The following is a 22,874-nucleotide window of genomic DNA, read 5'->3' on the forward strand; positions in this document are numbered from 1 at the left end:
ATGGGTGTAACGACTCACCTGGATATCACCGGTGCCAAGGGCGGCGAAAGCAAGCCCAAGGCCCCGGTCGAGGCACCCGACAGCCTGCAATCGACCAACATCGCCAAAATCCTGCTGGCCGTGGGCGAGGGCGAGTTCGACGGCGTGCCGACCGACCGCGACATCTACCTCGACAACACGCCGATCACCGACGCCAACGGCAACGTCAATTTCCCTGGCGTGAAGTGGGAGTGGCGCCGCGGCAGCGTCGAGCAGGACTACATACAGGGCATCCCCGCCGTGGAGAGCGAAACCTCGGTCGGCGTCGAGCTGCGCAGCGACAGCCCCTTCACCCGCGCCCTGAAGGACCCCCAGCTCTCGGCAGTGCGCGTGCGCCTGGCCTGGCCGCGTCTGCTCAGGCAGGACGCCAACGGCAACACCAACGGCCACCGCATCGAGTACGCCATCGACATCGCCAGCGACGGCGGCGCCTATGTCGAAGCCCACCGCGGCGCGGTGGAAGGCAAGACCAGCAACGGTTATCAGCGCTCGGTGCGGGTCAACCTGCCCAAGGCCACCTCGGGCTGGATGCTGCGCGTGCGCCGCCTGACCGCCAACGCCAACACCGGCACCATCGCCGACACCATGAGCGTGGCCGGCTACACCGAGATCATCGACCAGAAGCTGCGCTATCCCAACACCGCCTTGCTGTATGTGGAGTTCGACGCCCAGCAGTTCCAGAACATCCCGGCCGTGTCGGTCAGGTGCAAGGCCAAGCGCTGGCCGGTGCCGAGCAACTACGACCCGCTGACCCGCACCTACGACGGCGTCTGGGACGGCACCTTCAAGCAGGCCTGGACCAACAACCCGGCACTGGTCACCTTCGGCCTGTGCGTCGAGGACCGCTTCGGCCTGGGCAAGCGCATCAAGCCCTGGATGGTCGACAAATGGGAGATGTACCGCATCGCCCAGTACTGCGACCAACCGGTGCCCGATGGCGTCGGCGGGCAGGAACCGCGTTTCCTCTGCGACCTCAACCTGCAAGGCCGCGCCGATGCCTGGACCTTGCTGCGCGACCTCTCGGCCATCTATCGCGGCATGGTCTATTGGGCCCACGGCGCGCTGTTCATGCAGGCCGACATGCCCCGTGCGCAGGATGTGGACTACGTGTTCACCCGGGCCAACGTCATCGACGGCGACTTCGTCTATGGCGGCGCCGAGCGCAGCAGCCACTACAGCCGCGCGCTGGTCAGCTACGACAACCCGGCCAACAACTACGACACCGACGTGATTCCGGTCACCGACCTGGCCTTGCAGCGCCGCTACCGCGACCGCCCCGTGGAGATCTCGGCCATCGGCTGCACCCGCGCGTCCGAAGCCCAGCGCCGTGGCAAGTGGGCCTTGTTGAGCAACCATCAGGACCGCACCGTCACCTTCAAGACCGGCATGGAAGGGCGCATCCCCTTGCCGGGCTACGTGATTCCCGTGGCGGACGAACTGGTGGCGGGGCGTCCCAATGGCGGCCGCATCGTGGCGGCCGCCGATCGTGCGATCGTTCTGGACCGTGATACCAAGATCCAGCCCGGCGACCGCCTGATCGTCAACCTGCCCAACGGCACCGCGCAAGCGCGCACGGTGCAGGCGGTGCAGGGCCGTGAGGTGACCGTCACCACCGCTTACGACGTGACCCCCGAGCCACAGCTGCAATGGGCGATCGATCACCAGGACTTGGCCATCCAGTTGTTCCGCGTGCTCAAGACCTCGCGCACCCAGGAGGGGCACTACGAGATCACCGCGCTGGAGTTCAATCCGAGCAAGTTCGCGGCCATCGACACCGGTGCCAAGCTCGACGAACGCCCGATCAGCGTCATTCCGGTGAGCACCGTGCAGGCGCCGGCGAGTGTGGCCTTGTCTTCCTCGTATAGAGTCGATCAGGGCATTGCGGTCAACACCATGAGCATCGCCTGGGATGCCGTGCAGGGCGCGGTGGGGTATGACGTCGAGTGGCGCAAGGACAGCGGCAATTGGGTCAGGTTGCCACGCACCGGCACGACCTCCGTGGACGTCATCGGCATCTATGCCGGCGCCTACCTGGCGCGTGTGCGTGCCGTGAGTGCGTTCGACGCGGCGTCCGTCTGGAAACACTCTGCGCTGACCTCGCTCCAGGGCAAGACCGGTGCTCCTCCAGCGATCACCAGCCTGACCACTGAAAGCCTGCTGTTCGGCATCGGCCTGAAATGGACGTTCCCGGCCGGCGCCGAGGACACCCAGCGCACCGAGCTGTGGTACGGCGACGGTACGGACCTGGCCAAGGCCACGAAGCTGGCGGATCTGGCGTATCCGCAAGACAAACACACCTTGCAGGGCTTGCGTGCTGGGCAGCGCTTCTACTTCTGGGCACGCCTGGTCGACCGTTCCGGCAATCTCGGGCCGTGGTACCCGGTGGACGCAGCGCTGGTCAGTGGCCAGGCCAGCGCCGATGCCGGCCCTATCTTGGAGCAGATCGCCAAGCAGATCGGCGAGAGTGAGTTGGGCAAGGAACTGACCAGCAAGATCGAGAAGATCGCGCTCATCGACGGCAACGGCCCAGCGTCGGTCAACGAGCGGATCGGTAGCGCCAAGACCGAGTTGGCCAAGCAGATCGGCGACGTGAACAATGCATTGTCGGGCGTCAAGAGCACGCTCGATGGTCAACTCTCCATCGTCAGCAAGAGCGTGACCGACGCCAAGACCGATCTGCAGCAGCAGATCACCAACGTGTCGACGTTGGCCGGCTCGCTGCCGTACCGCAAGGACAAGACCTACAGCACCAGCCAGAGCGCCTTGGGTGCCGACGGCAAGCTGTACCAGGCCACCAAGGCGGTGCCGCTGAACACGCCGCCGCCGAATGTCGACTACTGGACCGACGTAGGCCAGGCTGTCGTCACTGCGGCGGGTACCGCCGCGCGCGCGTCGAAGCTGGAGACGGACGTCTCGACCCTGGACGGCAAGAGCACGGCACAGGCCTCACAGCTTAGCGGTCTGCAAACGAGCCTCACCGCTACCAACGGCAACGTCACCGCGGCGCAGACTGCTGCCGATGCCGCGAGCGCGCTGGCGGGCGGAAAGGGAAAAGTGATCATCCAAGCGGCAGCGCCCGCCGTTGCCGACCGCCTGGCGCAGAACCTGTGGATCGACACCACCGGCAATGCCAATACGCCGAAGCGCTGGACCGGCAGCGCCTGGGCGGCAGTGACCGACAAGGCCGCCACCGATGCTGCCGTGGCCGCTGCTGGCGCGCTGGCCCTGGCGCAGACCAAGGCCGATGCGTCGGTGGTCAGCAGCCTTTCGACTAGGGTCACCGACGCCGAGGGCAAGCTGACCTCCCAGGCAACCCGCCTGGACGGCATGCAGACCAGCATCGAAGGCAAGGCCAGTTCGCAGGCGCTGCAGCAGGTCACCAGTCGCGTGACGGCCACTGAACAGAAAGATGCCGCTCAGGACCAGCAACTGACCTCGCAAAGCCAGGCGCTGACCTCGCTGACCGACAGCGTGAGCAAGATGGCTGATGCCTCGACCGTGCAGTCGCTGAGCAACACCGTTGCACAGCAGGGGCAGAACCTCACGGCTCAAGGCCAGTCGCTGACCCGGATCGACACCAAGCTGCTCGCTAGCCAGGACAATTCGCCCACCAAGGTCTACCAGAGCGTGTTTTCGGACATGGCCCAAGATCAATGGATGTCGACCAACAGCGGCGCCGGCGCATCGGCGTCATTCGGTGCACCTACGGGCGTTACGCATGGCGCGGCGCTGATCGTGGACGGTGGCTCAGGCAATCGGACGTGGTGGGGCGCTTCTACACGTAAGGTGCGCTTCGACCCGACTCGCCTGTACAAGTTGACCGTGCGAGTCCAACAGGTTGCCATGGGCACCGGCGCGCCCGGCATTTACGCCGGTCTGGATTGCTACGCGGAGGACGGCAAAACCCGCATCAGCACGCTGGGCACCAGCTCGGTTGGCTCCTCGCATTACGTGCTGCTGAGCAACAGGAGACTCAGCCAAGGTGAGTGGGCAACCGCCGAGGTGTATGTGAAGGGCCACACCACTGGCTCGGAGGGTGGTGCAGCAGGTGCTGGCACGCTCGCAGATCCTAAGCGTCTCAAGGAGGGCACGTCCTGGTTCTCGCCGATGGTGATCGCGGGTTACTCGGATGTGGGCGGGCAGGCCGTCGTCGATTATTTCGATATCGAAGATGCCACCGAACAGGCGCAGATCGATGCAGGCGCCACCGCCACCACTGCTATCAGCGCGCGTGTTGAGCGGACAGAGCAAGGGCTGACCTCGGTTGGCCAGCAGACGACCCAGCTTGCCAACAGCCTGGCCAAGAAAGCCGACGTCAACACGGTACAGGCGCTGGCCAACACCGTGGAGCAGCAGGGTACCAACATCTCGGCCACGGGCCGGGCGCTCGTCTCGGTCGAAGCCAACCTCAACCGTTTGGGCGCTAGCGGCGTTAACCTGGTTCCAGCTGAATACTGTGCTTTCACCAAAGACCTGCCGGCCATGTATTCCAACGGCGGGGTCAACGTCACCACTCTGGCTGATCCTCAGGCTCTCAAAGGCTACGCACTGCGGGCCGATAGCCGGGCGGCCGATTCGCATACTTTCGGCCTCAACACAAGCTTGACGGCGCCTGGGTGCAACATGGACTTCAAGCCAGGTAAGTACCTGGTGTCCTTCTATGCCAGGGCCGAGACGGCAGGCCACACAGTTGGGGCGTACGCACGCGTCTTGCTCGCAGACGGCTCCACGTTCAAGACATCGAACGCGCCCACCTTTGCGCTCACCACATCGTGGGCCAGATACGCGGGGGTAATTGACCTTACAGACCCGGCCTACAATGGCACGCAGATGCAGCTGGCCATTCAAAGTAATCGCTCTGGGATAGCCAACCGCGTTACGTACTTCGACCGGTTTATGTTCGAGGCGGTGGTCAACGAGCAGAAAGAACCGTCCACCTTCAGCATGGGTAACAGCTTCGACCAGGTCCAGGCTAACGCCCTGGCTAACACAGCCCTGACGGGGCGGGTCGAAAAAGCTGAGAGTGGCGTGACCAGTGTTTCCGGTCAGCTGACTGAGTTGAACAACAGCATCGGCGACGTTGGCGCGGAGAACCTGGTCTTCAACCCGTCGTTCGAAAGGGTAGATCCCGGCACGCCGGGTATGGCCGATGGCTGGTGGTACGACGGTACTGGCAGCACGACTCGAGTGCCCAGTCTGGTGGCGTCCTCGCTGGCATCGGGCATGGCGCAGCGCCTAGATGTGACAGGACTGACGTCGAGCACTTGGGCTCGCTTCTACGTGAAGTCGCAGTTCCGGTTCAAGCCGGTGCCGGGCAAGACCTATACCGCGTCCGTCTACATGCGCGGCACATCGGGCTTACGCATCCTGCCGCAGGTATACGGAACCACGGAGGCGGGCGCCGGTACCGAAAGTTGGGCAGCGACTCGCGCGGAGGCCTCGGATGGCTGGGTACGCTTGACCGTGACCTTTACGCCAGGCGCTGCAACTGTCCGGCTTTATGCAGCGGTCGTTGTGTACGGCGGTGGATCGGTCAGCAGCGGCTTCATCGAGGCAGATCGCTACCAGATCGAAGAGGGTGTTCGCGCAACGGGCTGGCGGGACAACGGTCAGGTCAACAGCTTCGAGAGCTCAGCGCTGTCGTCTGTCGTGACTGGCTTGTCATCGACGGTATCGCAGCAGGGCACCAGCCTATCGAGCGTCAGCAGCAAGACGACCGCTCTTGAGAATGCCGTTAATAACACCAGCAGCGGCCTAGCCACGAAGGCGAGTACCAGCGCCTTTCAGACCCTCACAGGCCGTGTAACAGCGACCGAGGGAAGCCTGACCGCAGCCAACTCGAGTCTTACTCGAATCGGCAGTCAGATCAGCGCCATTGGCGGTACCGGGTCCAACCTGATGCCGGCCGAATACTCGACGTTCACCGACACGCTGCCGGCGTTCCGCGCTCAAGGTGGGCTCAGCATTACCGCCCAGGCAGACAGCTCGGCGTACTCCGGCAGTTTGCTTAAGGTCGATTCGAGCACCGGTTCGGGCTGGATGTGGCTCGCCGGCAGCCCGTCGGACTTCAACCTTCGGCTCGTGTCCGGACGGCAGTACATCGCTTCGTTCTGGGCCAAAGGTAGCGTTGCGCACAACGTGGCCGTACGCCTGCGGTACCAAAATACCTCAGGAGGCGAAACAGAGATCTTGGTAGCAAACGTCGGCGTAGCCACCGACATAGTCCGACTGAGCCTGACGTTTACGGCGCCGGCGGCACTGGCCGGGCCTGCATGCATCGTACTGTTCACGCAGTCGGCGGCGAATGCGGGCATTACCTGGTTCGACGGCATCATGGTTGAAGAGAAGATCGGCGAGGCCACGACGCCGTCGGCCTTCACGCCAGGTACTTCCACCCGCCAGGCTGCTGGCCAGGCGCTCGCAGTATCGGCGCTGGACACCAAGGTCACGCAGCAAGGCGCCAGGATCGAGTCGGAGACCAAGCGCACAGATGGGTTGTATACGTCCGTGGGTAGTGCCAACGCAGCGATCCAGGATGAAGCAAAGACCCGCACCAATGCCGACTCGGCGCTAAGTACGCGCATCACCACTGCCCAGGCGAGGGCCAATGAGGCTTTAGCAGCGATCCAGAACGAGGCCAGAACGCGAGCTGACGCCGACGGTTCGCTTAGCCAACAACTTCAAACAACCCAGGCTTCGCTTGGCAATACCAATGCTTCGGTCCAACAGGTCGCAACCGCCCAGACGGGCATGAAAAACATGCTCAACGCGCAGTACACCATGCGTGTGCAGATCAACAACCGGTACGGCGTACACCACTGGGGTGGTTTTGGCATTGGTATCAACGAGCAGGGCGGTGTTGTGCAGTCGGCCTTCGTCGTCTACGCAGACCAGTTCATATTGCTCAACTCGAACGGTGCGGGGTTGTCGTCGCCATTTTCTGTGGTGGGGGGGCAGACATTCATTGCCGATGCCTATATCCGCGATGCCAGCATAGGCACCGCTAAAATCGCACACGGCGCGATCGCTAACGCGCAGATCCAAGACGCGGCCATCACCAACTCCAAGATCGGCGATTTGCAGGTGGACACGCTCAAGATCGGCAATGAGGCGGTAACCATACCCCGGTATGCCGGCTATGCGCCTCGCTTCAACTGCAACGCTACCTGGCAGACGCCGCTGACCATCACGTTCTACATGCCCCAGCCGGGCATGGTTTACATCAACTACAGCTCGACGTTCCTGTCCCATGGCACCCAGTATTACCAGTACCGGCTCGTGCTCGACGGCAACCTGATTGCTGAGTCTGTAGCCCGCTGGTCTGACAGCTCGATCACGCTAGCGTCCGGGCAATACGTGAGTGCTGGCCAGCATACGGTCGATTTTTCGATCCTGGCAGAGGTGGGCGTGGTGCTTTCCTATCAAAACCTCATAGTGCAAGGAATCATGAAATGACAGAGGCATCCACAGCCGGGGAGGTCGTACTTTACGACGCACGCGGAGAGATCCGCATGCGTGGTTATATGTCCCGATTCGAGGCAGAACTCAACGCCAAACGAACCGGGTTTTTCTATCTATTCGCGCGGGCCAGCGAGACCGAACAATACGTGAGCGCAGGCAAGATCGTGTCGCGCCCTCAAATGGCGTTGCAGTTGGTCGATATGACCCTGAAAGGCGTTCCTGCCGATGCCACATTGATCATTGAAGGCATTGAATACATCGCCGATGGCAGTGATATCGAGTTGAACTTCAGCCTGCCGGGCGAATACGAGGTCGTGATTGACCTGTGGCCTTATCGGAGCGAGGTAATGCACGTTGAAAATCGAACACAAAAGTGATCATGCAAAGGCCCGCGCCTCTGATTACCCAGCCATCGAAGAACAACTCGACATGCTTTGGCACGCAATGGACCAAGGAGCGATGCCCAAGGCCGAACCGTTCTACTCCACCCTTGAACGAGTGAAGAAGCAGTATCCCAAGACCTGACGGTCGAACATCCCAAACCTGCCCCGTGCAGGTATTTTTTCGCCTGGAGAAAACCATGCCCTATGTAGCCATCAACCTGACCAACGACTACGACGCCACCAACAAGACCCGCTATGCCAACCAGGAAGAAGCCGACGCCCGCGCCCGCGAAATCCTAAACCAGTTCCCTTCCGCGCAGGTCTATACCGCACGGATACTCAAGGATTACACGGCCGAAGTATCGATCACGGCCAAAGACCCAGCCGAGCCCCAACCGACGTACGAGAACGATACGGCCCTGTGAAATGAGCCTGATCATGCCCTGCCGACCGGCTGTTCATTCTGAATCCAACAGCCTGTTCAGAAGGCCCTTCTGGTAAGTGTTGTCATAACAGCCCGGTTGGTTGGGAGGGCTGGCGTCACAGGGAATGTTTCTCTGGTCCCAACGACTTCCATAGGGGCTATTGAAGTAGTGGTTGCACCCCGAAAGTAGGAGGACCGCCAGCCCGATCAAAATGCTTCTGTTCATGTCCATTCCATGTAACTCGTCCAATCGAGTGCGCTTGGGGAAACACAAGCATTCGCAGGTCGAGAATTTTTGCAGAGTTGAAGAACATATCCGCCCTCTGGTCTATTCCATGAAGGGGAATCGATGCGGCTCGCTGCTGATACTCATTACCCGGTCAATATTCCAATCTTCGGATTGGGATACTGCCCCGTTGCACCTGCTGATAGGCGGTGTACGGGAGAACGAGCGTATCTGCAATCCCGGAGAGTCCCATGTCCACGAAAATCGTCTCGGCCGACCAGTGAGGTCCCGATCTGGTCGGCCCGCTCAAATTGCACAGTTGGTACGAAAAACCGCTGAAAGCGCGAGGAATCGAGTGGCAGTCCGACCCCCAGCGTGCCAGTTTGTCGACTGCCTTGGACTCATTGGACACGGTTTCGATAGTGCCGCACCCAGTACATGCAACCGCAAGCACCACCACAATCCATCGTTTCATCGGGCCATCTCCTTTGTAGGGGCCGAATCATAACCTATTGCTTCGATTGACCGCCTCGTGCGGACCTTTTCCATTTCTGGAGAACACCCATGACCCCTCGCGGCATCCGCAACAACAACCCCGGCAACATCGAATACAACCCCCGCAACGCCTGGGTCGGCCAGCTTGGCCTGGAGCAAGGCGTAGCCAACCCCCGCTTCGCCCGCTTCGACTCGCCCGAGAACGGCATCCGCGCCCTGGGCAAGCTGCTGATCAACTACCGCAGCAGAACCGGTCTGCCAGGCGTCGGCGGTAAAGGCATCGATACCGTGCTGGAGATCGTCGACCGCTGGGCGCCGAGCAACGAAAACGACACCCAGGCCTACGCCGAGGCGGTGGCCGCACGGCTGGACGTGCAAACCGCCGACAGCATCGACATCAAGGACCCGGCGCGACTGCGCGGCATCGTACTCGCCATCATCGTGCACGAGAACGGCGCCAACCCCTATCGGTCGGCAGTGATCGACGAGGGCGTACGACGGGCGTTGGCATGAGCTGGCCAGCACGGCTGGGGTTGCTGGGCCTGGTGCTGGCGTCCTACTGGGGCGCCTACGAGCATGGCCGGTCGGTGGCGCGCAGCCAGGCCCTGGCCGCCGCCGCCCAGCGCGACAGCGGCGACCGCCTGGCCGAGGTACTGGGCGAGCGCGCCGCGCGCAATGAAGAACGACGACGCGCACAGGCGCAGGAGAACGCGAGTGTCCATGCACACGAACAACACCGGATGGCTGACGCTGGCGCTGCTGACGCCGATGCTGCTGGCCAGCGGTTGCACCACGACGCCGGTCAGTTCGCCGCCAGCGTCGGTTGCCCCGGCCAGGATCCCGCCGCTACCGCCCGAGGCCAGGCAGCCAGCCGCGCCGCCATGGTGCTCTCCGACCTGCTCGCACGGGCTGATGCTCGAGCGGGAGAGCTGGCGAAAGCCTATGACCGTGCCCGAGTGGCGGGCCTTGCCTGCGAGGCCTCCTACAGCGCCTTGACGCCGTGAGTGCCAGCACTTCGAGCACAGGTTCTGTCGCGGCAGCTGGATACACCACAGCCATGAAAACGTTCTCCGTGCGCTGAAAAATATATTTCCCCGCCCAAGCATCAAGCATTGTTCTTCCACGCCGATGAGAACGAAGCGCCAGCAATTTCTCGCGCGTCTAGTCAACCTCTCACTGGTGTTTCCAATGCTGCAATCATTCAACAACCTGGGTGTGCGTACAAAACTGTCGTTGGGCTTTTCGCTGCTTGTCGCCATGATTCTGCTCATCGCGTTCACCGGGTGGCGGGCGACCGTTTCCCTGGCGGACCGGGGCGACCGCATGCGCGACATCGCCACCTTCAGTTCGCTGGCCCGCGACATGCGCATCGAGCGGTTGGTGTACTTCGTCAGCGCCACCGACGAGCAGGCTGGCAAATGGCTGGCTGCGCTGGACAAGACCGAGACCCAGTTGCGCACCATCGCGCCCAATTTCAAGTCGCCGCAGAACCAGGCGTTCCTGAGCGAAGCCAGCAAGCTGTTGGAGCAGTACCGCGGCTTCCAGCAACAGGCCGTGACGGCCACGCGCGAACGTGAAGCCGCGCGTACCACGGCCTCGGCATCGGCAGAGCAACTGAACCAATCGCTCGAACGTCTGTGGAGCGTCGCCAACGCCGACGGGGGGCGCAGCGAAGATCGGCAGACGATGGTGGCCTTGTCGATGGGCATGCAGCGGATGCGCATGAGCTTTCGCAGCTACACCGCATCGCCTGGCACCACCAGCGAAGCCGCTGCGAGAAAGGCTATCGAAGGTGTGCTGAGCACCGTTGCAGCGCTCACGTCGAGTGCGCTGCCGCAACCGCTGGTGCAACAACTGGCCACCGAGCTCAATGCCTATCAAGGCCGCTTGCAGCAAGTGATCCAGGCGCAGGCCGGCGTGGATGCGGGCCAGGCCGGCATCAGCCAGACGATCAACGGCTTGCTCGCGCTGGCCGACAAGCTGACGGCACGTCAGGCCGAGTTGCAGGGTTCGGACGTCAGCGAAGCGCTCCAGGCGCTGCTGATCTGGTTGCTGCTGGCGATCGCCCTGAGCGTGTCGGCTGCCTGGCTGATCACCCGCTCCATCGTGGGACCGCTCAAGGAAACCGTGGAACTCGCCGAAACCGTCGCGCGCGGCGACTTCACCCAGCGTCAGAGCGTCACCCGCACCGACGAGATCGGCGCCTTGCAGGCCAGCATGCAACGCATGACGCTCAACCTGCACGGCCTGGTCAGCCAGCTCAAGGATGGCGTGGTGCAGGTCGCCAGTGCCGCCGAAGAGCTCTCGGCCATCACCGAGCAGACCAGCACGGGCGTGCAGTTGCAAAAGGTGGAAACCGACCAGATCGCCACGGCCATGCAGGAGATGACCGCCACCACCCATGAGGTGGCGCGAAATGCGGGCCAGGCGGCTGCATCCGCTCAAGGCGCGAGCCGCCAGGCGGTGCAGGGCGACCAGGCCGTGGGCAAGGCGGTCGAGCAGATCGAGCTGCTGGCCGAGGAAATGGCCTCGGCCAAGTCGGTGATGGCGACCTTGCGCGGCCATGCCGACAGCATCGGTGGCGTGCTCGACGTGATCAAGTCGGTGTCCGAGCAGACCAACCTGCTGGCGTTGAATGCGGCCATCGAGGCGGCGCGTGCCGGGGAGGCGGGTCGTGGCTTCGCGGTGGTGGCCGATGAGGTGCGCAACCTGGCCAAGCGCACGCGCACGTCGACGGACGAGATCATCGAACTGATCGCGGGCTTGAACCAGAGCACCGGCCATATGGCCACGGTGCTGGAGCAGAACGTGCAGTTGACCGGCAACAGCGTCGAGCTGTCCCGCGAAGTGGGACAAATGCTCAAGCAGATCGCTCACTCGATCAAGGACATCGAATCGATGAACGATCAGATCGCCTGCGCTGCCGAACAGCAAAGCGCGGCCGGCGAGCAGATCAGCCGCAGCGTGACCAACGTGCGCGACATTTCCGATCAGACCGCAGCTTCCAGCGAAGAAACGGCGAACGCCAGTACGGAACTGGCGCGCATCAGCGTACAACTCCAAGAAATGTCGGGCCGCTTCCGCGTCTGACCTTCACCGTGCCGGACGTAGCGTTCGGCACGACCACGATTCGCTTCTTCGAACCACGGGTATGGAATCATGAAAAAGACCTTGGTACTGCTCAGCTTCATGTTGTGCGCAGGCGTGCAGGCTGCGCCATCTTTGAAGACTTACTCCAGTTGCAAGATGAGCGCGCAGGACGCTGCCGAACTCAAGGCTTCCGGGCCTACCACCGACGCGTTGCACAACCACATCCTGTTGCGGGTCGAGACGCTGACGAACGACATCCGCGAGGCCGATCGGCTCCACACCGTAAGTGCCTCGGTCGCTGGCGGGTTGATCGAGCGAATCGAAGCAGTCAAGTCGTCTGCCGCGCGTGATGTGAAAAACCAAGGTTTTCTGAGTGCCGCGGAAAGGGCCAGTTACGATCGGGAACTGAATGCCGTTGCAGCGGAATTCTGTGAGTCCAAGTGACCCGCGTAGCCGGCGTAGGCGTGATGCTATGTATAACGGCGAGGACCAATAATCGGATGGGCTGAAGGCACAATCGGGCTGTGCGAATACTTTACGAATGGAGCCCGGGCGCGTGCCGGGCATTAGTGCTGACAGGCCTGCGGTCCGCTTGAGTCGTCACTGAAGGGCGGCGGTTGATCGACATCAAATACGAACGGTATTAGCAAACAATACACAACAAAGAATCATTCCTGTTTGTTATATTCGCGCCGCTCGTTCATCCGCCTACCGGCTTTTCGTATTCGACCGTCTCGCTCAACAGGTCTGCTCATGCCTATTTCTCTTTATCCCCGCAAGAACGCGCTGACTTTCCTTTGGTTGCCCGTGGGCTTGCTCGTCGGTTTTGCCTCGCCACAGGTAGTGGCGCAGACCGTGCTTGAACTGCCCGCAGCCGGCGAACCTGCCGCCCAGGCCGCTGATGTCCAAGCGCCCGTGCTCGAGCTGGAAGAAACCGCCGTCTCGGCCAGTGCCGATGCCTCGCGCGAAGGTCTGGTGCCCGAATACGAAGGCGGGCAGGTCGCCCGCGGTGGACGCGTGGGGATCTTGGGCAACAAGGACTACATGGAGACGCCGTTCACCTCCACGTCCTATACCAACCAGCTGATCCAGGACCAGCAGGCGCACAGCGTCGCCGACATTTTGCAGAACGATCCTTCGGTGCGTATCGCCCGGGGTTTCGGCAACTTCCAGGAACTGTACATGGTGCGCGGCTTCCCGCTGTACTCCGATGACATCGCCTATAACGGCCTGTATGGCCTGCTGCCCCGGCAGTACGTGGCCTCGGAGTTCATCGAGCGGGTCGAGGTGTTCCGCGGGGCCAGCGCGTTTCTCAACGGTGCGGCACCGGGTGGCACGGGGATCGGCGGGGCGATCAACATTCTGCCCAAGCGTGCGCCGAACGAACCGCTGACCCGGCTCACCGCCGGTGTCGAGAACCGTGGCTTCGGTACTGTGGCGGCCGATGTGGCACGTCGCTTCGGAGAGGGCGATCAGTTCGGGGTGCGGGTGAACGTCGCCAAGCGGGCAGGGGAGACGGCGGTCGAGGATCAGGACCGTAGCCTGGATATGTTCGCGTTGGGGTTGGATTACCAGGGCGAGCGGTTGCGCTTGTCGTCGGACATTGGGCATCAGTATCACTTCATCGATAATCCGTTGCCGAGCGTCACGCCGACTGGCGGAGTGCCCAGCGCGCCGGATGCGAGCAAAAACTACGGACAGTCGTGGACGTACTCGAAGGAAAAGCAGACGTTCGGGACGTTCCGGGCGGAATACGATCTGACGGATTCCGTCACTACTTGGGCAGCCATCGGCATGCGCAAGGGTGAAGAGAAGAATGTGCTGTCCAACCCGTCGTCCACCCCTTCTGGCATCACATCTGCCAATCGATTTGACAATTACCGCGAAGAAACCGTAACCACTGGCGAGGTGGGCGCACGTTGGAACATTCAAACCGGCCCTGTATCCCATCAATGGGTCGTTTCTGGCGCGATGTTCGATACCAAGGACCGCAACGCGTGGGCAGGTAACTTCGGTAGGTTTGCAGACAATCTGTACGATCCCGTCGGTTTCGCCAAACCGGAAAACACAAGTTTCAGCGGCTCCATGTCCGACCCGCACATTACTGCCCGCACGCACACGCAAAGCCTGGCCATCGCCGATACCCTCGGCTTTTTCGACGACCAGCTTCAGGTCACGCTGGGCGCTCGCCGCCAGGGGTTGGACGTGACGAGCTACAGCTACGCCACGGGTGACAAAACATCGAAATACAATCGTTATGAAACGACGCCCGTCGCCGGCGTGGTCTATCAGCTCAACGAACAGTTCTCGGTCTACGCCAACTACATAGAAGGCCTCACCAAGGGTGACACGGCGGGCGCTACCACCACGTTGCCCGATGGATCATCCGCACCGATTCTCAACGCCGGTGAATCCCTGGCCCCCTATGTGGCCAAACAGACCGAACTGGGCGTGAAATACGACGGTGGCGGCCTGGGCGGTAGCCTGGCCGTGTTCGAAACCCGCAAGCCCGTCGGCATCGTCGAAAATCAGGTGTTCAAAGACGGCGGCGAGCAGCGCAACAGAGGGCTCGAGCTGTCCCTGTTCGGCGAGCCCGTACAGGGCGTTCGAGTACTGGGTGGTGTCACCCTGCTGGACGCCGAACTGAGCAAGACACAAAACGGCAAGGACGATGGCAACGACCCCATCGGCGTGCCGAAAACCCAAGCCAACATCGGCGCGGAATGGGATGTGCCGGGGCTTGAAGGGCTTACGCTGACCAGTCGCGTTACTTACACCAGCCGTCAGTACGTCAACACCGGCAATACGCTGGACATCCCCTCGTGGACCCGCCTGGACCTCGGCGCCCGCTACGGCTTCAAGGTCGACGACAAGGACGTCACGCTCCGCGCCCGCCTCGACAACGTTGCCGGTCGCGACTATTGGGCATCCACCGGGGGCTATCCCGGTTCGAACTATCTGGTGCTGGGCGCCCCACGCACCTTGTCGGTCAGCGCTTCGGTCGACTTCTGATCAGTTGCAGAACTGTCACCCCGCCGCAAGGCCGGGTGACAGATCTATCGCTATCGTTCTGACTTGTACATCCTCAAGAACGATGTACAACACTCGCGGAACGATTGCCCGCGCCGCCACTCCGAACTCTATCTGCGGAGCGATACCGCCACTGCAACGCAGTGAATCAACAGGAGTTTGGGCAGTGTCCAACAGCGATCTACGTGTCGACAACCGCTTCACTGCCGACGTGCTCGGGCACCCGAAAGACATCTTCTTCGCCGCCGTGGAAAGTACGCGGATGCCGATGATCGTCACCGACCCGAACCGGCCCGACAACCCGATCATCTTCGCCAACCACGCGTTCCTGGAGATGACCGGCTACGACGCTGTGGAGATCATCGGGCGCAATTGCCGCTTTTTGCAGGGCGAAGACACCGACCCCGAGGTGATCGCTTCGATCCGCCAAGCCGTGGAACAACGCCACGACTTTTCCACCGAAGTGCTCAATTACAAGAAAGACGGCAGCTCGTTCTGGAACGCGCTGTTCATCTCGCCGATCTACAACGAGGCCGGCAAGTTGACCTATTTCTTCGCCTCGCAACTGGACGTCAGCCGTCGTCGCGATGCCGAGGAGGCCTTGCGCCAATCGCAGAAGATGGAAGCGCTGGGGCAATTGACCGGTGGCATCGCCCATGACTTCAACAACCTGCTGCAGGTCATTGGCGGCTATATCTCCTTGTCCAAAGCCGTAGCCGGCAAGTCGTCACCAGACCTGGCGAAGATTCTCGGCAACCTCACCTATGCCAATGATGCGGTAGAAAAGGCCAACACCCTGACCAAGCAACTCCTGGCCTTCTCGCGCAAGCAAAAACTCCAGGGCAGGGTCATCAGCCTCAATCAACTGGTCAAGGACGCGCAAGTGCTGATGAACCGCACGCTGGGCGAAGGCATCGAGATCCAGCTCGATCTCGACCCGCACCTTGCCAACTGCCGCATCGACCCGGCGCAAGCGGAAATAGCCCTGCTCAACGTCGTGATCAATGCCCGCGACGCCATGGTCGGTAGCGCCCGCCAGGAGCTGCACATCGAAACCCGCAACGTGGTCATCACCGAAGAGGTGCGGGCGGCTTACGAAGGTCTGCTGCCGGGCACCTACGCTTGCATGGCGATCACCGACACCGGCGAGGGCATGTCCGAAGAGGTACTGGCACGTGCCATGGACCCGTTCTTCACCACCAAGGAAGAAGGCAAGGGCACCGGCCTCGGGCTGTCGATGGTCTATGGCTTCGCCAAACAATCCCGTGGCAGCGCGCGCATCTACTCCGAACAAGGCGTCGGTACGACGTTGCGTCTGTATTTCCCGTCCGATGAAAGCGACGTCCAGGCCCTCGACAAACGCAACGCGCATTTGCCCAAGTCCGGCGATGAGCGTGTGCTGGTGGTGGAAGACCGGGACGATGTCGCGCAACTGGCCTGTACCATTCTCGAAGAGTATGGCTATGTCACGACGGTCACGGCGGATGCCCGCCAGGCCCTGGCGCTGATCGATGATGGGCATGAATTCGACTTGTTGTTCACCGACCTGATCATGCCTGGCGGCATGAACGGAGTAACGCTCGCGCGTAAGGTGCAGGCGCTCAAGTCCGAGACCAAAGTATTGTTGACGACGGGCTATGCGGAAAACTCCATCGAGCGCACCGATGTGGGCGGTTCGGAGTTCGAAGTCATCTCCAAACCCTACCTGCCGCATGACTTGGCGCGCAAAGTGCGCCAAGTGCTGGACTCGCCAGGCGGCGTGTAATGAGGCCTGTTGCTCATCCAACGCAGCGAATTCTTGTTTGGACTGGAAAATGGCCGAATAGCCGTTAACCTGATCACGAATTTTCCAAAGCTTCGAGCATCTACTTGCATTGATCGATCAGTGTGATATCACTGTGCTCAGATAGCTTGCTAAGTAATAACTCCAGGAAAACCGTGATCATGAAAACAGTCATCGCCGCTGCGGTGCTTTCGCTCTTTGCCATCTCCGCCCAGGCGACCGAGTTGTCGGGTGCCATTGGTGCCACCAGCCAAGGCGGCCTTACCGCGCGTGTCGGGGTGGGCTTCGCTTGGGACAAGTCGTGGCTCGAGTCCGACGTTGGCCGTCTGACCGGCTACTGGGACGCTGGCTACACTTACTGGGAAGCCGGCAAAGCCGCAGGCGGCGCGCACTCGCTGTCGTTCGCGCCCGTGTTCGTCTATGAGTTCGGCAATGGCGACATAAAGCCCTTCATCGAGGCAGGTATCGGTGTGGCGGTGTTTTCGGGCACTTCGGCCGGCGACCAGGAATTCGGCAGCGCTTTCAACTTCGAAGACCGCATCGGTGCGGGTCTGAAGTTCGGCGACAACCAGCGCGTGGGTATCCGTGCCACGCATTATTCCAACGCCAGCATCAAGCAGCCCAACGACGGCATCGAGTCCTATGCGCTGTTCTACAGCCACCCGATTTGATCGAATCTTATGAAAAGAGCCCGCGCATGCGGGCTTTTTTCATTGTGGGCGTTAGAGCAGGGGACATTCAAACGCTCTGCCATTGGCCGCTTGTCCTGGCCAGGGGCATCCAGGATAAAATACCGGTTTCCCCACGTTCGAGATGGATCTTATGCGACAAGTTCTTGCCATGACCTTTGGTGGCCTGACCCCAAGCTACTATGCACGGCAGCTCTTCTTCGGCGTGTTATTCGCCGCGTTCTTCATCTACATGAAGGCCAATGCGCCGAGCGGTATAGGTGTGGGCAGCATCCTCATGGCCATCGTCTGTGCCTTGCTTTATCCCTACTCGCGTTTCGTCTACGAGCGCATCATCGGCTTCATCATGGGCAACAACGTGTTCTTCGTGAACGCATTGCTGATGCTGTTCGTGAAGTTCATCACCATGTTGATGTGCTGGTTCCTGGCGATTTTCATCGCGCCGTTGGGCTTGGCGTATCTGTATTGGTACAACCGTCGGCAACTGACCGATCGATAATCACTGCGTCCGTTTCAATGCGCCAGTCGCACAGTCCAAGCCCCGGTCATTCCCTGTCGGGGCTTTGATCTTTCCGGTGTCTTGATTTCACCACGGCGCCTCGCACCTCACCTCGAACACCCCACATCCACACCTGACCCCGGAGATCTCGCCATGGCTGATGCCGACACACCGTCCAGCCCTTCGCACACCGCCACCCTGCAAGCGGTCTGTGCGGTACTGGATCTGCCTTCGGACTCCTGGCTGATGGATTTTTGGCAGCAACATGCCGGTGCATGGCTCGTGGACCAGGTTGTGGTCTACGCGATCGGCGATGTCCAAGAGCGTAACCACACGTTCGAGGTCGCCCAGTATTTTCCGCGGCAGATTGCCGTAGGCGACGATTCGGGCGGGCGGCTGATCCTGGTCGACCGCTTGGCCGATTCCGGGCTGTGGCTGGTGGACGCAGGTTCGCCTTCGCTGGACGGTGCCGAGCACTTCGACACCCTGGCACAACTGGTCGCCGCCGTCGTGCGCGAACATGAAAAGCCGACACAATAGTGTGTGAGATGTCCTGACGACTGCGGAGTGACCCTATGAAAATATATGGATATGCGCTTGAACATACTGAAAGGGTAGCGTTGTCGGAAGCATCAATCGTTGCAAGTGCTGGAGAGTTGCGTGCTTTGGCAGCATTCTTCAATCACGTAGCCGATAGAAAAGAGGGCGTGGTGGAAAACACTTCAGACCACGTTCATTTTAGGGATCATTGGCCAAGCTGGGAATCTGAGTCGGCGGATGTGGTTCTAATGACAGTCGACACTCAAACGTCTTCCTGATCGGCTGTACTGGACGCCCTATAGCGCTACAGCCACCAGCCCTGCAGAAGACTCAACCCTGCGCAGGCGGCCCTGCCCGGTTGGCGATACCAAAGGGCACATGCACCATGGGCAGGTCCCTGGCGGCCGAGTCCAGGTGGCTGCGCTGGTCGTCGAAGAACATGTGCGGCTTCAGGATCGACAGCACCCGCCTTTTTTCCATACCGCCGAGGAAGAACGACTCGTCCGGCGACACGCCCCAATCCTTGAGCGTGGTGACCATCCGTTCGTGGGACGGCGCATTGCGCGCCGTGACGATGGCGATGCGCAGAATGCGTTGGTATTCGGGGCACTCGGCCAGTTTCTGGTCTTCCAAGGTGCGGATCGACGACAGCTTGCGAAACAGGTCGGCCAGCGGCCCCGGCCGGTGCGGAATCGCTTTGCGCGTCAGCTCGTAAGCCTGGAAGGCATTCAGGTCCAACGCCTGCTTGTAGACGCTTTCGGCCTCGTCATCGGCGATCACGCCGTCGAAGTCGAAGGCCACGCGCAGTTCGTTGTCGATCTCATCGTCGTAGACCTTGCTCGGCAGCACCAACCCGGCCGGGTAGTCGGCGTCGATGGCCCGCTGCACGTCGCTTTCGTTGGCACTGAGAAACAACGAGGCGTTGAACGCGGGAATGTATTCGTAGGGCGAGCGACCCGACATGAACGCTGCGCGGCTGATGTCCAGTCCATAGTGTTCGATGGAACGAAACACCCGCAGGCCGGTTTCCGGCGAATTGCGCGACAGCAGCACCACCTCCACTGGCAGTTGCTCGGGAAAGGCCTGGTTGATCCGCAGGAAGCGCCGAATGAACGGAAACGCCACGCCACGGGCGAAAGGCTGGTCGATGTTGCGCTCGTGATGCGAGCGATACGCTTCGACGCCTTCGCTGGCATAGATATGGTCCGACTCGGTGAGGTCGAACAGCGCGCTGGAGGCAACGCCCACTACCAGCTTGTCATCGATCGGGTAGGGCATGGCTGCCTCCTTGGCTGCAAATGGGAGTGATCAGTCGGCCTGAGGCGTACGGCCTTCGGCGAAGCTTTGCAGACGTTCGCCTTCGAGGCGGTACTTAATCCACTCGTCCTGGGCCTGGGCGCCCACCGCCTCGTAGAAACCGATGGCCGGGGTATTCCAGTCCAGCACGCTCCACTCCAGACGACCGCAACCGGTGCGCACCGCTTCGCGGGCAATGTGCTGCAGCAGGGCACGACCGGCACCGCCGCCGCGTTGCTCGGGGGTGATGTACAGGTCTTCGAGGTAGATGCCATGCCGGCCCAGCCAGGTGGAGTAGCTGGTGAAATACACGGCAAAACCGATGGCCATGCCGTCGCGCTCGCAGATCAGGCTGCTGACGCTGCCGGCTTCGTCGAAGAGGCTGCGCTCGATGTCGGCGGTGGACGCGATGACCTCATGCCGGGCGCGCTCGTACTCGGCCAGCTCGGTGATGAAGGCGAGGATCTGCGCCGCATCGCTGCGCTGGGCGGGGCGGATGGAAAGGGACATGGCAGGGCTTCCTTGGTGACGGGATGCGTATTCTAGCCGCAGGGTTGCCCCTCAAGGCAATGTAAAGTTCGCTTGACATGGCCCAAGAGATGCGGGCAATGTAAAGCCTCCTTTACATGGAGGTCCCACTTATGTCGCTCACACGCTTTGCCCCAGCGTTCGCATTCAGCGTAGCGCTGTACGTCCTGGCCGTGCTGGTCAGCAGTCATTACCTGCCGCTGTTGTCGGCGCCTTCGACCAAGGCTGCGGTAGCCCTGGTACCGATGCCGGCGATGATCGCCATGGCCTGGGTGGTGATCCGTCAACTGCGCAGCCTCGACGAGTTGCACCGGCGCATCCAGCTCGAAGCCCTGGGCATGGCGTTCGTGGCCACGGCGCTGATCACCTTCGCCTACGGATTCCTGGAAACGGCAGGCTTGCCGCGTTTGTCGATGTTCATGGTGTGGCCGTTGATGGGCGCGCTGTGGGCGTTGGGCACGGTGTTCGGCGTCAGGCGCTACCGATGAACAACCGTGTGCGCGAGCTACGCGCCGAACACGGCTGGTCGCAAGCGGAGCTGGCGATGCGCCTGGGCGTGTCGCGGCAAACCGTCAATGCCATCGAGACCGGACGCTATGACCCTAGCCTGCCATTGGCTTTCAGCCTGGCGCGCGTGTTCGAGCAGCCGATCGAGATGATCTTCCAGCCGGATTGAGCGATACAGTCAGGTGTATGGGCGAAATATGTCATGACTGTACATGTCTGCCTGAGGCGGCCTTTCGCTACCTTAGATCGGCCTTATCACCCCATTCGGACACCAGACCATGCTCGGTTCCTACGATTTGCTCACCGCCTTCGTACTTTTCGCTTTCGTCTCATCCATCACCCCCGGCCCCAACAACACCATGCTGCTCGCCTCGGGCGTGAATTTCGGCGTGCGCCGCAGCGTGCCCCATGCGCTAGGTGTGAGTATCGGCTTTGCGGTGATGGTGATTGCGGTAGGCCTGGGCCTGGGCAAGGTATTCGAGGCCTGGCCGATGCTCTATAGCCTGCTGCGTTATGCCGGCGCAGCGTACCTGCTGTACCTGGCTTGGAAGATCGCCACGTCAGGCCCGATGGCCGAAGGTACCGGTAGCGAGCGCAAACCGCTGACATTCCTGGGTGCGGCGGCTTTCCAGTGGGTCAACCCCAAAGCCTGGGTCATGGCGGTGGGCGCGATCACCACCTATGCCCCGGCCCAGGGCTACCTGTACAACGTCCTGGTGATCGGCCTGGTCTTCGCGTTGGTGAATCTTCCCAGTGTCGGGATCTGGGTCATGTTCGGCAGCGCCTTGCGCAACCTGTTGCGCAATCCGCGTTGGTTGATGCTGTTCAATGTCCTGATGGCCTTGCTTCTGGTGATTTCCCTGTACCCGCTGCTGTTCGTAGAATCGACGTTCTCCTGACCGCGATAGCGACTTGACGATGCAGCTGATCCCTTGGTCTTACCCCACCGTCGAAGGCTTCACCTTAAGGGGCTGGCGCTCGCCGCCCAGTGGCAAGCCACTGTTGCATGTGCTACACGGCAACGGGTTTTGCGCCCTGGTCTACCGACCCATGCTGCTCATACTGAGCGAGCGCTACGACCTGTGGCTCAGCGACGTGCAGGGGCATGGCGAGAGTGACCACGGCGGTGTGTTCCGCGGTTGGAATCGCAGCGCTGAACTGGCCCTGGAGGCCTTCGAGGTTGGTCGCGCAGCCTATGGCGAGGTGCCGCGCTATGCAATCGGGCATAGTTTCGGCGGTGTGCTCACAGCCTTGATCCTGGCTCACCGCCCTGCGCTGTTCGAACGCGCGGTGTTGCTCGACCCGGTCCTGTTCAGCCCACGTATGATCGCAACCTTTTGGGTGGCCCGCTGGCTGGGCTTGCACAAGCGCCACGGCCTGGCGCGCAAAGCGGCGGCTCGACGCAGCCAGTGGCCGGATCGTCAGACCGCCCGTGCGGCGCTGCAGGATAGGGGGATATTCAAAGGGTGGATACCGCAGGCGCTGGAGGCTTATTTAGAGTACGCGTTGATGGCTTGCCCTGAAGGGGTTCGACTCAGGTGCCGACCCTCACGCGAGGTTGAAATATTCAGCTCGATGCCCCGGGGCTTATGGCCGAACCTGAGGCGGATTGCCGTGCCCACGCTGATTTTGCATGGTGAGGGCAGCTACCCATTCGTGGGCCCGTCGGTACGGCGGATAGCGTCCTCGAATCGAATGGTTTCCCAGCTGCAAGTGGCGGGGGGCCACTGTTTCATGCAGGAGGCGCCTGACTTGGCAGCGGAACGAATTATCGATTTCCTGAGGGCAGACTCAAAAGGCTGACGGTATAGGAGATGGGCTGCAGGGGCGGGTGGTCGCAAGTCCTCGACACCAGCCCGAACACCTCAGGCCATACCATGGCCA

Annotated in this window: 21 protein-coding genes and 1 pseudogene; 19 read left to right on the forward strand and 3 right to left on the reverse strand. The window is 61.5% G+C overall.

Translation table 11 applies throughout. The annotated features are described in order from the left end of the window. Genes AA0Z93_RS17705 through AA0Z93_RS17720 form a run of 4 tightly spaced genes read left to right on the forward strand, consistent with a single transcriptional unit; the run spans position 1 to position 8,308 of the window. Positions 1-7,494 carry a carbohydrate binding domain-containing protein gene (locus AA0Z93_RS17705; protein ID WP_413047660.1) on the forward strand — a complete coding sequence of 2,498 codons (7,494 nt, stop codon included), beginning with the start codon at positions 1-3 and terminating at the stop codon, positions 7,492-7,494. Beyond that, entirely contained in the window at positions 7,491-7,877 is a 387-nt protein-coding gene (locus AA0Z93_RS17710; RefSeq protein WP_413047659.1) for a hypothetical protein, read from the forward strand. Before AA0Z93_RS17705 ends, AA0Z93_RS17710 begins: the two co-directional genes overlap by 4 nt. Continuing rightward, positions 7,855-8,025 carry a hypothetical protein gene (locus tag AA0Z93_RS17715; RefSeq protein WP_413047658.1) on the forward strand — a complete coding sequence of 57 codons (171 nt, stop codon included), beginning with the start codon at positions 7,855-7,857 and terminating at the stop codon, positions 8,023-8,025. The genes AA0Z93_RS17710 and AA0Z93_RS17715 overlap by 23 nt, the downstream gene beginning before the upstream one ends. Positions 8,026-8,080: 55 nt before the next feature. Further along, on the forward strand, positions 8,081-8,308 hold the full coding sequence (locus AA0Z93_RS17720; protein ID WP_413047657.1) for a hypothetical protein: 228 nt from the start codon (positions 8,081-8,083) through the stop codon (positions 8,306-8,308). Positions 8,309-8,687: 379 nt separating this feature from the next. Here AA0Z93_RS17720 and AA0Z93_RS17725 read toward each other — a convergent pair whose 3' ends face one another. Continuing rightward, positions 8,688-9,008 (reverse strand): YceK/YidQ family lipoprotein, encoded by a 321-nt coding sequence (locus AA0Z93_RS17725; RefSeq protein ID WP_413047656.1) that lies wholly within the window; start codon positions 9,006-9,008, stop codon positions 8,688-8,690. Between the two features lie 89 nt (positions 9,009-9,097). Between AA0Z93_RS17725 and AA0Z93_RS17730 the strand changes: the two genes are divergently transcribed. The 11 genes and pseudogenes from AA0Z93_RS17730 (at position 9,098) to AA0Z93_RS17780 (ending at position 18,937) form a co-directional block, all read left to right on the forward strand. Continuing rightward, on the forward strand, positions 9,098-9,541 hold the full coding sequence (locus AA0Z93_RS17730; RefSeq protein WP_413047655.1) for a structural protein P5: 444 nt from the start codon (positions 9,098-9,100) through the stop codon (positions 9,539-9,541). Then, positions 9,538-10,032 (forward strand): DUF2514 domain-containing protein, encoded by a 495-nt coding sequence (locus tag AA0Z93_RS17735; RefSeq protein ID WP_413047654.1) that lies wholly within the window; start codon positions 9,538-9,540, stop codon positions 10,030-10,032. The genes AA0Z93_RS17730 and AA0Z93_RS17735 overlap by 4 nt, the downstream gene beginning before the upstream one ends. Before the next feature lie 253 nt (positions 10,033-10,285). Further along, a pseudogene (locus tag AA0Z93_RS17740) lies at positions 10,286-11,260 on the forward strand (methyl-accepting chemotaxis protein); the annotation flags it as partial. Continuing rightward, positions 11,255-12,118: a methyl-accepting chemotaxis protein gene (locus AA0Z93_RS17745; protein WP_413398597.1), complete on the forward strand. Its 864-nt coding sequence runs from the start codon at positions 11,255-11,257 to the stop codon at positions 12,116-12,118. The pseudogene AA0Z93_RS17740 and the gene AA0Z93_RS17745, both read left to right, overlap by 6 nt. Positions 12,119-12,187: 69 nt before the next feature. After that, positions 12,188-12,562: a hypothetical protein gene (locus tag AA0Z93_RS17750; RefSeq protein ID WP_413047653.1), complete on the forward strand. Its 375-nt coding sequence runs from the start codon at positions 12,188-12,190 to the stop codon at positions 12,560-12,562. Between the two features lie 309 nt (positions 12,563-12,871). Continuing rightward, the gene (locus AA0Z93_RS17755; protein ID WP_413047652.1) at positions 12,872-15,130 is read left to right on the forward strand and encodes a TonB-dependent receptor; all 2,259 of its coding nucleotides are present in this window, start codon (positions 12,872-12,874) and stop codon (positions 15,128-15,130) included. 184 nt (positions 15,131-15,314) lie between these two features. Continuing rightward, a complete protein-coding gene (locus tag AA0Z93_RS17760; protein ID WP_413047651.1) occupies positions 15,315-16,913 on the forward strand; it encodes a histidine kinase famiy protein in 1,599 nt (532 codons plus the stop codon). Positions 16,914-17,092: 179 nt separating this feature from the next. Beyond that, positions 17,093-17,602, forward strand: coding sequence for an acyloxyacyl hydrolase (locus AA0Z93_RS17765; RefSeq protein WP_413047650.1), 510 nt, complete (start codon positions 17,093-17,095; stop codon positions 17,600-17,602). A 169-nt stretch (positions 17,603-17,771) separates the two neighbouring features. After that, the gene (locus tag AA0Z93_RS17770) at positions 17,772-18,119 is read left to right on the forward strand and encodes a hypothetical protein (RefSeq protein WP_413047649.1); all 348 of its coding nucleotides are present in this window, start codon (positions 17,772-17,774) and stop codon (positions 18,117-18,119) included. A gap of 153 nt (positions 18,120-18,272) precedes the next feature. Further along, on the forward strand, positions 18,273-18,659 hold the full coding sequence (locus tag AA0Z93_RS17775) for a hypothetical protein (protein WP_413047648.1): 387 nt from the start codon (positions 18,273-18,275) through the stop codon (positions 18,657-18,659). A 35-nt stretch (positions 18,660-18,694) separates the two neighbouring features. Beyond that, the gene (locus AA0Z93_RS17780) at positions 18,695-18,937 is read left to right on the forward strand and encodes a hypothetical protein (protein WP_413047647.1); all 243 of its coding nucleotides are present in this window, start codon (positions 18,695-18,697) and stop codon (positions 18,935-18,937) included. 52 nt (positions 18,938-18,989) lie between these two features. Here the strand turns inward: AA0Z93_RS17780 and AA0Z93_RS17785 are convergent, their stop codons facing one another. Together AA0Z93_RS17785 and AA0Z93_RS17790 are read right to left on the reverse strand one after the other, a co-directional pair. Then, positions 18,990-19,937, reverse strand: coding sequence for a 5'-nucleotidase (locus tag AA0Z93_RS17785; protein ID WP_413047646.1), 948 nt, complete (start codon positions 19,935-19,937; stop codon positions 18,990-18,992). Between the two features lie 30 nt (positions 19,938-19,967). Beyond that, entirely contained in the window at positions 19,968-20,465 is a 498-nt protein-coding gene (locus AA0Z93_RS17790; RefSeq protein WP_413047645.1) for an N-acetyltransferase family protein, read from the reverse strand. 131 nt (positions 20,466-20,596) lie between these two features. Between AA0Z93_RS17790 and AA0Z93_RS17795 the strand changes: the two genes are divergently transcribed. From AA0Z93_RS17795 to AA0Z93_RS17810, 4 genes are all read left to right on the forward strand, one after another. Then, positions 20,597-20,971 carry a hypothetical protein gene (locus AA0Z93_RS17795; RefSeq protein WP_413047644.1) on the forward strand — a complete coding sequence of 125 codons (375 nt, stop codon included), beginning with the start codon at positions 20,597-20,599 and terminating at the stop codon, positions 20,969-20,971. Further along, on the forward strand, positions 20,968-21,159 hold the full coding sequence (locus tag AA0Z93_RS17800; RefSeq protein WP_413047643.1) for a helix-turn-helix transcriptional regulator: 192 nt from the start codon (positions 20,968-20,970) through the stop codon (positions 21,157-21,159). Before AA0Z93_RS17795 ends, AA0Z93_RS17800 begins: the two co-directional genes overlap by 4 nt. A gap of 109 nt (positions 21,160-21,268) precedes the next feature. Then, positions 21,269-21,889, forward strand: coding sequence for a LysE family translocator (locus AA0Z93_RS17805; RefSeq protein WP_413047642.1), 621 nt, complete (start codon positions 21,269-21,271; stop codon positions 21,887-21,889). Between the two features lie 19 nt (positions 21,890-21,908). Further along, positions 21,909-22,793 carry an alpha/beta fold hydrolase gene (locus tag AA0Z93_RS17810; protein WP_413047641.1) on the forward strand — a complete coding sequence of 295 codons (885 nt, stop codon included), beginning with the start codon at positions 21,909-21,911 and terminating at the stop codon, positions 22,791-22,793. Positions 22,794-22,874: the final 81 nt, after the last annotated feature.

It is taken from the genome of Pseudomonas phoenicis, from assembly GCF_047302395.1.
Classification (GTDB): domain Bacteria; phylum Pseudomonadota; class Gammaproteobacteria; order Pseudomonadales; family Pseudomonadaceae; genus Aquipseudomonas.